General features: G+C 40.0%; 4 protein-coding genes and 1 pseudogene. All 5 read right to left on the bottom strand.

What is annotated here, in order from left to right:
- Nucleotides 1–1302, bottom strand: a pseudogene (locus BIZ36_RS13910) (hypothetical protein); the annotation flags it as partial.
- The gene (locus tag BIZ36_RS21155; RefSeq protein ID WP_286174792.1) at nucleotides 1303–1428 is read right to left on the bottom strand and encodes a hypothetical protein; all 126 of its coding nucleotides are present in this window, start codon (nucleotides 1426–1428) and stop codon (nucleotides 1303–1305) included.
- Between the two features lie 501 nt (nucleotides 1429–1929).
- Nucleotides 1930–6399 carry a Calx-beta domain-containing protein gene (locus BIZ36_RS13905; RefSeq protein ID WP_187458508.1) on the bottom strand — a complete coding sequence of 1490 codons (4470 nt, stop codon included), beginning with the start codon at nucleotides 6397–6399 and terminating at the stop codon, nucleotides 1930–1932.
- 166 nt (nucleotides 6400–6565) lie between these two features.
- Nucleotides 6566–10315 carry a Calx-beta domain-containing protein gene (locus tag BIZ36_RS13900; RefSeq protein WP_222937397.1) on the bottom strand — a complete coding sequence of 1250 codons (3750 nt, stop codon included), beginning with the start codon at nucleotides 10313–10315 and terminating at the stop codon, nucleotides 6566–6568.
- A 174-nt stretch (nucleotides 10316–10489) separates the two neighbouring features.
- On the bottom strand, nucleotides 10490–12442 hold the full coding sequence (locus tag BIZ36_RS13895) for an OmpA family protein (protein ID WP_187458507.1): 1953 nt from the start codon (nucleotides 12440–12442) through the stop codon (nucleotides 10490–10492).
- Nucleotides 12443–12451: the final 9 nt, after the last annotated feature.

The following is a 12451-nucleotide window of genomic DNA, read 5'->3' as shown; positions in this document are numbered from 1 at the left end:
ACCCGCAATAACGTTGCTGATGGACATGCCGTTGGTATCGATGGTCACGTCCGTACCGTCCCCATTGGTGAACTGGTAAAGTCCGCCACCCAAATCGGTAATATCGGACTTGGCTACGGTGATGCTGTTTCCAGCTTCGTTAGTGAAGGTTACATTTCCGTCGCCGTTATCGGTAATACTTGTAATTGTTTCATCAATGTCAGTAGTGGTTCCGTCCGCTTCGGTCACTGTGGCGATTCGGTTACCGGCAATCACATTGCTGATGGACATCCCGTTGGTATCGATGGTTACATCCGTACCGTCGCCGTTGGTGAACTGGTAAAGTCCGCCGCCTAAATCGGTAATATCCGACTTGGCTACCGTAATACTGTTTCCTGCCTCGTTGACCAGGGTCACGTTACCGTCACCATTGTCGGTAATATTTACAATACTTTCCTGAATAGATACTGTGGTTCCGTCCTCCTTTTGGTAGACACCTATTTCATTGCCGCTGTTGGAAGTCCCGGTGATATCAGTAATAGTTTCGTTTACATCGGTTGTAGTTCCGTCCGCCTCGGTTACCGTGGCGATGCGGTTACCAGCAATCACGTTGCTGATGGACATACCGTTGGTGTCAATCGTCACGTCAGTTCCATCACCGTTGGTGAACTGGTAAAGTCCGCCACCCAAATCGATGATATCGGACTTGGCTACGGTGATGCTGTTTCCTGCCTCGTTGACAAGGGTTACGTTACCATCGCCGTTATCTGTAATGCTAGTTATTGTTTCATCAATATCAGTTGTGGTTCCATCTGCCTTGGTTACCGTAGCGATGCGGTTACCGACAATTACGTTGCTGATGGACATTCCGTTGGTATCAATCGTCACGTCAGTTCCATCGCCGTTGGTGAACTGGTAAAGTCCGCCGCCCAAATCGGTGATGTCGGACTTTGCTACCGTAATACTGTTTCCTTCTTCATTGGTGAAAGTCACGTTTCCATCGCCCGTATCAGATATTGTTGTTATCGTCTCATTAATAATAACAACATCTCCATTTTCATTTTCATATTCTCCAATAGCATTTCCTATTGGTAACGTGTTTGATAAGGTGGTAATGGTTTCAATTGGTAAAAAAACACTGGCCGTACCTCCATTCTCAAGAGTTAGACTAAGTTCGCCGGTGGTATTATCAAAAGTAAAGGCCTGCAACTGTTGGTCATCAGAAGAAGTAAGTTCCCAAGAATCCCCATCCCAAAAATAAATAGTTCCTGTATCTGTGTTTACATAAACGTCACCCACATCTGCTCCCACAGGTGTTGTCATTCAAGGTGCGGTTACATCCGTTCCACTTAATACCTCGCAATTACATTGGTCTTCCAATGTAACCGTTGTTTGAGCAACTGCCCCAATTGAGGTTAAAAGCAATAATGCTAGTATTAGTTTCTTCATGACCATTACTTTACTCTATGTTGTAGGTTCAAGTTGTAACTTGATCGAACTATGGTTAGTTAAAATCGCGTTTCACAATAGTTATACTGACGATTTAACCGAGTAACTTGTAATTGAAATACTTGGGTAAGAGAGTAGAAAATGTACGTTTCTAAATCCATTGGCCATTTAGGTATTACCTAATTACTTTCGGTTAAATTTTCATGTTTGGGACGTGCATTAGCCAAAGTTGTGAAAAAGGCATAATTGCACTTTACAAAATTACCCTTAAGAAACGCGCTTGAAAATAATTGTTGTGTAACACCAATTTTCTTATGTAAAGGGGTAAAAAGATGAAGTTTTATTAAATCCACTCATCGATTAGCCTAAGAATATCAATGGTTTACACCAGATAAACTGTAAGTAAAATCGGATAAAAAAAAGTACAGCAAGTGATAAAATTTACGAAATCGTTATAGTAAAAATCCTTTTGTCAAAAGACTGATTTAGTTGTAAAAACGTTTAATTTCGTTTGACCCTGTAAGTGATTCTTCTGTTAGTAATAATGGTGTACGCTCGTATAATACTTTCAGGTGAGAATTCTGAAGTTGTATTGGAAACAGTTGCAGTCGCAGTCACAAATTTTCCAAAGGCTGCTCCTGAAGGTAGGGGCATTCTAAATTTGAATTTGTTGGTATTGTCCGTATTTCCATCTTCATCCAAATAGGAATTAATTTGAGAATTGAAATCATTGGTACTTCCTTCGAAAAAAGTTCCTAAATAAAGTTGTCCTTCCCCATAATCAGTAGACAAGCCTAACCTATTGTCTCCAGTAGCGGCCGTACCTTCACTAACATCCGTTAGAAAGACTTCTATGGTAGCTCCAGGCCTACTCCAGCCTTCAACTATTAAAAAGGAACCACTAATGTAGGCGCCAGAAATAACCGGAAAATTCAATAGATCATTTGGACCGCTATCTACATCTCCATTATCGTTAAGGGTAACTCCGTCATGGTTTAAATCAATTCCTAAACTCTGTATGTTGGTACCATTAGCGTAGATGGAGTTTTGACTAAATGTATTGTTGTTTCCAGAGATAGCTGCAATACCTTGGCTTCCATTGGAAAATATGACGTTTTGTGAAATTATACTTCCGCTAGCATCCAAATAAATACCCATGCCTTTATAAAAACCTGTGCAATTTGCTCCGTTTTGGCCAGAATCACTAATGGAATTATTTGTAATGATTACATCATCAACACCATCAATATGGATAGCAGCAGCCGCAGCATCTTCCATTAAATTTTCTTCAATTTGGACATTGCTCCCACCAGAAATTAGAATATTACCATCACAGGCCGTATTACCATTAGCAATCAAATGATTTAATTCTACTCGGGTTGCATTACCGCCATTAATCAATATTCCAGCATTTGTATTAGAAGAAATAAAATTGCCCTCAATTATGGCCTCACCACTAGTCTGCTCTATTCCGAAATTAATATTTCCAGATGCTATGCCTAGTGCGTTAACTCCCAAAAGGTTAGATGATACTGTTGCAGTTCCCCCTAAAATTCTTATACCCGCATTGTTGTTGGCATACACAGAAAGATTTCTTACGGTAACATTAGGGCCGTTTAGGTCTAACAAATCGCCCCCGTTTCTGTGAACTTGAATTTCTGGACGTTCGTAATTTGGTAAAATAGCATTGCTGACCCCTACTCCAGTACCACCTGAACCTAACAAACCAGAATTGGAATCACTCGAATAAGCGGTTTGTGTTCTTCCATCGATGACCGTATTTGTTCCGGTAACATCCGTTAATGTATTGCTATTGTCAATGTGGATGTCAAAATAACCTGCTGGTTGGTAATTGGCATCCGCAGTTCTTCCTAAGGCATCCCCTGTAGGTGGAATCATAAAAATGGATGTGTCTTCCCCAGTTAATGGGTCAAAAATAGCATTCGGCTCAATGTCCAATCCCGTTTCTCCTAGGGTATTGCTATTTCGAATAAACTGCTCTAATGAGCCCTGACCGAGTTCATTGGTATTAACAATAGTATTAAAATTAAACCCAAAATCGATATCTACTACGCCATTACCCTCCACTGTAACTGGTGAAATACTCTGTGCATTACTGAATACACCCAATGCCACATCTTGAAAAGCAGCTGGATCTGTGCCTCCTACTTCGTTTCTAATTTCATTATAGTTACCGTCCGTAGCCAGCTCTGCCCTAAACGTTTGAACTGGGTAGCAAGAAGAGCAATTTGCTCCATTATCCCTAGTAGATCTTACTGTTGAACTGACCACTTTAATATAATAATCCCCATCTGCCATACCTCCAAAGGAATAGCTTCCATTGGCAGCCGTATTTTTTCTTTGAATAAATGTACCATTACTTTCAAAGAGCTCCACCACTGCTCCAGTTATACCGGTTCCATTTGCCGTAACCCTATCCCGACCTAAACCACCCGGGTAATTGACATCTTCAAATACCCTACCCGCAATAAGATTTGATGGCACTTTTAAGACTACCGCGGCTGATATCACAAAATCCTGTCCAACATCCACGTTGGCAGTTACTTCACTATCAGCAGGTTGTATGTAAGAAGAAATATCATAGGTATCCAAATCCAATCCGTAGGTGGCTGTATTATTATATACGGGACCTACCGTATTATCATAAATAGTTGAGTTATACGAGTTATTACCTGGTTGCCCGCCATCACCTGACAATATGTTATTCTGATTTCTTTGATTTGTAATCGATAGCTCCTCAGGGTTTGTTGAGCCAGAACTCGCTCCCGTTAAATCCGGGTCACCTTCCCAAGACAAAAAGGTAGCTTTGGCTCCTGTTCCGGAAATCGCATAAAAAGAATCCAATGTAAAGCTAGTTCCTTCATTGCTCAATCCGTCAAATCCTTGATAAAGGTTTATATTAACCGCAGGCAATGAACGATCTTCATAGAAAACCATTAGGGCCCAGCCCCCCAATACAGTACTTGTGCTGCAATAATCTCCTGTATTATTTATGTCGAGGTCACTAAAGTCAAATATATTGGAACTCAAATTGGTTACTCCCTGTACTATGGCCGTTACGTCACTTACATATCCATAAAAATTCCTATTCCCTAAGGAAGTTTGATACAGCAAGTTTGCCGAAACGCTCTGTCCTTCAAAAGTAACATCTGCATCCCTAACCGTGCTGGAATGCGACCAGTAGAGATAAGCCCTTTCTACACTGGCGGTAGCGGGAACAGGGGAAACTAAACTATTGCTAGAAGTAGTGGTAATTGCACAAGGGTCTCCCCCATTTGGACTGGTTCTAAGAGTACCTCCGGTGGTTGAATAGTCATAATAACCATCAAATTCCTGAAATAGGGTCAAGGGGTCATTGGCCAAAATTTGGGAATTAATGGTTCCAGTACCTATATCATTATAATTTACTTGGGCGTAATCTGCTTCGGCATCGGTAAATTCAATGGTAAAACTTTCTGCCAACTCAGGAATTCCATCGTTAGCTATAGGAACGGAAATGGTCTGTATATTATTCAATTCACCTGTAAAGGTAAGGGTACCGGAAGAGTTTGTATAATCTGAACCTGCCGTTGCTGTCCCATCCACCGTTTGAAAATCTACTGTAAAAGGCTCCTCTACAAAACCAAAGAGAAAAATATTCCTACCATGGGCAGCCCTAGTGGATCTTACGGTAAATACTGCATTTCCAACATCTTCATCAAAAGAGATATCATCAATAATAATTATCGGCCCCTCGGGAAAGCAGTTTACCTCAGCTTCCCATCCGGCTCCAGTTGAACTTCCGTTAGAGACAAATCTAAACGTTAGACAACCGTTCGCTGCATTGGAATTAATACTGGTAGGCACATTAGAACTATCATATTGGCCAATTAAATTTCCAGAAGTAGAGTTGCCATCATAGATATAAAGTACATCTCCGGAAACCACCTCAAAACTGGTAAAGTCAATATTTAGATATGTATCTGCCGTATCTGGGCAAATAGTGTAAACAATATCTTCATTATTATTATAATTATTGAGTCCGCCCGGATCAAAAAATGTATCGCTGCAAGTGGTAACGGATTGTCCATTGGTCATAATCAATGCATCGTCATCAATAATTGTGGCTGTGGCCGTATCCGAAATATCTACGGAAGGATCGGTAACTACTGTAAATTGCAGCATGAATTCCTCCGGATTTTCAATTACTGAATCATCTAAAATGGAGACTGTAACAATTTCAGAGTCTCCAGCAGTACCATTAAAATTGAGCACCCCAGTTGAATTACTATAATCACTCCCTGCATTTGCCGAACCATCTACCAATTGATAATTTACAGAAAACGGACTTCCGGCATTGGTGCCCGTATGATTTACCGTAAAAGAAACCGAACCATCATTTTCATTCACAGAAACATCATCTACCTCAATTACCGGTATAGGTGCCGGAAATGTGGCAGTAATTTGAAAATTATCAATATAAGCATAATCATTGCTTCGCCAATTATAGAAGGATTTGATAAACCGTATGGTAGTATTATTAGATATAAACCCTGAAATATCTTGTGTAAAGTTTCCATTGGTATTCCCCGTAATGGTAGCAATGGTGGTGTAAGAAGCGCCTCCATTATTGGATACCTGTACCGCCAAATCCCTGCCTCCACCCAAACTTACGGACTGCCAATCAAAAGAGAGTATAGCAGAAGAGGCACCGGTTAAGTTTGCGGTCCTCCGTATAGTTTCGGAATAGAGATAATATAGTTCCAGTCTATTTCCGGTAATTCTAACATACTGACTATTAGGACCATTATTAGTATCACCCGTCTCTATCCAGTTACTGCTAAAGTTTTGGGAACCATTGTTGTTAGCATAGGAAACAGTATTGAACCGATCCAAATAAGTTTCTTGTGCCAAACATTGGAATCCCTGTAAGGATAAAAAGAAGATAAAAAGAAATTGTAAGAACTTCATTCAATCAGAATTAGGCTCACCGCACTTAGTGAGAAAAAGCCCAAAATAGGATTATGAATTCTTTGCTTTAAAAATTTTGTTGTGAAAAACCTTAATTATGGCATCAACCGATGAAATTTAGTGGCACGCAATCTAAAGTCCTAAAAAAATAATGTAGGAAGAATCTTTAGTTTTTGTCAACCCTGTAAGTTATTCTTCTATTGGTAATTACGGTTGGAACCCTAACTTCAACTATAGGTGAAAATTCCGATGTGGAGTTAGATAAAGTTGCTGTTGCAGTGATTAAATTACCCAATTCCGTTCCCGATGGAAAGGGCAATGTAATTTTAAACCTATTACTATTATCTGAATGTCCATCAAAAATTATATAGGAGGAAACCGAGGTGTCTTGATCATTGGCAGAACCTTCTGTTACGGTACCAATATATGTTTGACCTTCGCCATAATCTTTAGTCAGTCCAAGCGTATTGTCACCGGATATAGCGGTGCCCTCATTTACATCCGTAAAATAGAACTCTAAAGTAGCCCCAGGTCTGGCCCACCCCATTACCACTAAATTATTACCTGATTGATAGGCAGCAGAAAGAATAGGGAAATTCAATAAATCATTGGAGCCTGAATCGGAATCGTTCATATCGTTAACCGTAACGCCATCTCCGGAAAGGTCAATTCCCAATGCGGGGACCGCAGTACCATTGTTGTAAAAAGAATTTTGACTAATTAGATTTCCAGTTCCCGTTCCGGTGGTTGTCAAACCGGGGCCAGCGTTGGTATGAATACTATTATTGGTTATTTGAGAGTTACTTCCCGCTAACTCAATTCCCATTTGTTCCGGTTCCGTACCACAATTTCCTCCTATACGCCCAGAACCGGTTATGGTATTTTCTGTTATCACTAAATTACCCGCAGAAGAGGCCGCATCTATTCCAATAGACCCAGCATTCTCTATTAGGTTCTGCTGTATTACAATACCACTGCCTCCATTAATAATGATATTATCATCACAAGAGGTAGCACCATTGGAGAACAGATGATTATTTGAAATTACGGAGCTGGTGCCTCCATTAATATAAATGCCGGCATCCGTATTGTGGGCAATATAATTTGAATCGGCCAAAATATTGCCTCCTCTATTTTCAATACCAAAATCAATATTACCAGAGGAACTACCCGCAGCATTCACTCCTAAAAGATTCTCCAGTATGGAAACACTTCCACCATTTACTCTAACCGCAGCATTGTTATTTGCATACACCGCTATATTTCTTACCACTGTGTTTGCTGCGTTTATTTTTAGGACATCCCCGGCATTCCTGTGAATTTGAATTTCGGGCAATTCATACGCAGGCAATGAAATAGCACTGGTTCCTACAGTTCCCCCACCAATATTACCAGCATTGGTATCTCCTGAATATGCGGTTTGTGTTCTGCCGTCTATAACGGTGTTTGTGTCCGTTATTGACGTTGGCACGTAGGTATTATTTATAAAAATATCAAAATAGCTACCATTATAGTTCCCATCTGCGGTCCTTCCCAAACTATCGCCGCTTGGGGGAATCATAAAAATGGAGGTGTCTTCACCTGCAACTGGATCAAAAATAGAATTGGCCTCAATATCCAAACCTATCTGGTCCAGATTATTACTGTTGATCACAAATTGTTCTAAAGAACCTTGGCCACTTTCATTGGTATTTACAATCGTATTAAAATTATAACCAAAATCAATACCTACGATACCATTACTTGCCAAGGTAACTGTAGACGTTGACTGGGCCCCTATTAAAGTACCGGCGGCAACATCTTGTGCTGAAGGATCGGCACCTCCTACTTCGTTGGTTTCATCTACGATATTGGCACCGTTATGAAAACTTCTAAATGTCTGTACCCCATAACAACCGGTACAGGTATCCCCTCCACCTCGAGAGGAACGTACCGTTTCATTTACAACTCTAACCGTATAATTGCCATCTGCCATTCCTCCAAAAATATACTGCCCATTTTTATCTGTGGTGGTGGTATTGAATAATATTCCCAATGAGTTATAAAGCTCCACAGTAGCTCCCTCCACAGGTAGTCCTGAGGCATTGGCCCTATTCCTACCTGGGCCTCCGGGGTAATTTATGTCCTCGAAAACGTATCCCGTAACCAAATTGGAGGGAACCTTAATAAGCACTGCGTTAGAAATTACATAATCTTGTCCTACATCAACATTCGCAGTAACTTGTGTATCCGTTGGAGCTATATACGTGGCAATATCAAAAGTATCCCAATCCAAACCATAAAGGGTAGCATCATTTATATTTGGCGTTTGGGTATTATCAAAGGCAGTGGAGTTATAAGCGTTATTGCCTGTTTGACCTCCATCCCCTGATAATGTAAAAGTAAAATTTGCCTGATTGGTGATAGATAAACTTTCACCATTGGGATTCGTGGTACCAGCACTACTACCATCTAGTGTTGCATCACCTTCCCAAGACAAAAAAGATGCTTTTGCGCCTGTTCCTGCAATGGCAAAGAAGGAATCTAAGGTAAAGGAACTACTTGCGTTACTCAAACCATCAAAACCTTCATACAAATTAATATTGGATGCTGGAAGGGAGGAATCTTCGTAAAATATCATGAGTGACCACCCTGCCATTACCGTAGCCGTATCGCAATAGGGAGAACCGGAGTTGATATCCAAATCACTAACGTCAAAAGTGGTGGTTCCTAAATTGGCCACCCCAATATTATTGATGATAGAGGTCACATCTCCCACATATCCAAAATGTGTTAAGGTGTTACCATTAAAATCAAGTCCTGCTTCATAAATTCGCTCGGCAGTGACCGTTTGTCCTTCAAAAGTAACGGTATCATCTAGAACATAACTTGAATGTGCCCAATATAGATAGGCTTTCTGAATACTTGCCGTTGCCGGAACAGCACTGAACAATGTATTACTTGAAGTTGTTGCCACGGCACAGGGATCTGTATTATTGTCTAAAGTTCTGAACGTTCCAGCTGTGGAAGTATAGTCTACATAGCCGGCAAATTGATCGAACAAAACCAATGGTTGATCAAAAGGTATTTGAGAATTGATAGTGCCTGTAGCCGTATCCGAAATATCAACACTTGGGTCACTAACAGCGGTTAGGCTCAACGAAAAAGTTTCATCAGCTTCTATTACCCCATCATTTGTAATGGGAACGGACACCGTTTGCGACTCACCTAAAGTTCCATTAAAAGTAAGAGTTCCGTTTGTTGCCACATAGTCTGAACCCGCTAGGGCAGTTCCATCCACGGTGGTGTAATTGACGGTGTAAGAACCAGAGGCCGCTGCTCCCTGTTGGGATACCGTAAAAGTAAGATTGCCGGAATTTTCATCAACTGCAACATCCTCAATATTTAAATATGGATTAGCACTTGCCGTAATTTGAACGTTATCAATTTGGGCAGAATCATCCGCCGCCCAATTGTCCGTTGTTTTACTAAAAGCCACCATGGTATTAGGAGCTATATAACCGGATATATCCAAGGTAAAGGTACCGCTACCAGAAACTGCACCAACCAACGTAAAATTAGCACCACCATTATTGGACATATACACACCAAACTGTTGGGTACCGCCTAGACTATTGGATGTATAATCAAAAGAAAGGGTTGCAGAAGTATAGGCAGATAGATTAGCTTCCCTGTAAATAAACTCATTAAATATATATTGAAAGGTAAGTTGACCAGAATTGATGGCAATGTACTGTGCCGCAGGTCCAAGGTCTGTATCATTGGCTTCTACCCAATTGGTGGACCAATTTTGGGTACCATCATTATTGGAATAAGAAACCGTGGAGAAGGTATCTAAAAAAGTATCTTGTGCTAAAGCATATGGCGCAATCGCAAAGAACACTATGCAAATAATATAACTTAAATTAATCCTCAAGACATATTTCTTTAATTAAAAGTAAATATATTCCTACTTTTATTAAAGAATAAACTTTTGTTGTGAAAAGGTATTTTCTTATTACAATCCGCTCAATAACCGATGTTTGGCATCTATAAATGAAAAAGGCGACCCAAAGGTCGCCTACATCAGAACTTAAAAATAAATAAGATTTTACTCCGTAATAATAAACTCAGAACGTCTATTGAATTGATGCTGCTCCTCTGTACATTTTACACCATCATCACAGTTGTTAAGTAATTTGGTTTCCCCATAACCTTCACTCTGCAACCGCTCTTTAGCAATTCCCTTTTTAATCATATAATTAATGGTAGATTCCGCTCGTTTTTGAGACAACCAAAGGTTGTAGGAGTCCTTGCCTCTACTATCTGTATGGCTATTGACCTTGATTTTTAAACTTGGGTATTTCTCCATGGCCGCAATCACCTTTTCCACCTCTATTTCAGAATCCTTTCTAATATTGTATTTATCAAAATCAAAATAGATGGTACTTAGTTGAAGTAACTTTGCCAAATCATCACCAAATCCTGCACTTACCGTGTTTCTTTCCAAGTAAAAATCAATGGTTTTAGGGTTTCCATCTGATTTCCCCAAGTACTCCTCCGCAGGAATATAACCTTCGGTACTGGCCCTAATAAAATTGCCCTGATTACAATCTACCAATAGTTCATATTTTCCATCCTGATCTGTAATGGCGGATAGAATTTCGGTATTGTTTTCATCAATTACCTTAACCGTGGCACCTACCAACACCTCATTGGAAATCTTGTCCCTCACAATTCCATTTACGGGCTGTCTACAGTCTAGAACTAAAGGTTTTGTTTCTACAAATGAATAAATATCATCTGCCCCAAGGCCCTCAGAACGATTAGATGCAAAATACCCCTCACGAGTATCTTCATTAAAAATAAAGGTAAAGTCATCCATTCTACCATTAACGGGTTCACCCACATTCATGACTATACCATCCCATTTATTTTCAGATATTTTTGTGCCGAAAATGTCCAAACCACCAAGACCAGGGTGACCATCCGACGAGAAATATAGCACCTCTTCCGAAGTTACAAATGGAAATGTTTCCCTAGCTTCCGTATTTATGGTGCTACCTAAATTTTGAGGGGTCCCAAAGGTTCCATCCTCATTGATGGATACTTTGAAAATATCCGATTCACCCAAGGAACCAGGCATATCGGAAGCAAAGTACAATGTTTTTTCATCCGGACTCAATGCCGGATGTGCCACTGAATAATCATCACTGTTAAAAGGGAGGGACTCGATATTGGACCACAAGCCTTCATCATTTTTGGTAGCCCTATAGACCTTTAAACGGACAATACCTTTACTATCCTTTACATATTTACCCTCTTTATAATTATTTCTTGTGAAATAAAGAACGGAAGCATCTTTTGTAGTGGCAGAGGTAGATTCATGCAATCTTGTATTCACATGGTCTCCTAATTTTATAACTAAATTGTTGGAGATACTATCTGCATTTACCTTGTACAAATCCAAGAAATCTTTGGAATTCCAAGTGTGGCGGTATCTAGCAAAGTTACCTGTATCCCTATCGGATGAAAAAATCAAACCTTCCTTGTAAAAAGTAGGGGCAAAATCTGAATAGGGTGAATTATACCTAAACGGAGCCACATTAAATCTACCCGAATTCTTTTTTATCTCATTTAGGTAATTACGTTCTTGATTATAGGTAGATGCCCTTACGTCCTCTCCTGTTGCCTCCAAGAACTGGGACATCACTTCATTGGACTTATCATATTGCTGAAGTGTTTTTAAGGTTTGGGCATACCTAAAATAATATTCAGGGCTTGTTTCTTCCTTATAATCATTGACCAATTTCTCATACGTATTGGCAGCTTTGGAATAATCCGCATTAAAATAGTATGCGTTACCCAACTTTTTTAGCAAGTCTGCAGATGCGTATCCCCGTTGCAATACTTTTTCATAGATATCGATTGCCGGTCTAAAGGAATACTCTTCATACTTTTCATTTGCCTTGGTAACCAAACGATCCGGTTTTTCTTGGCCATAGCCGTGGGTCGTCGCCCCCAAGAGAAACAATACGATTACTATTTGTATTTTTTTAATCATGGTAAAGTA

It is taken from the genome of Cytophaga sp. FL35, from assembly GCF_014349235.1.
GTDB lineage: Bacteria > Bacteroidota > Bacteroidia > Flavobacteriales > Flavobacteriaceae > Euzebyella.
The sequence above is the reverse complement of the archived record's forward strand: the minus strand, read 5'-3'. Positions and strand labels throughout refer to the sequence as shown.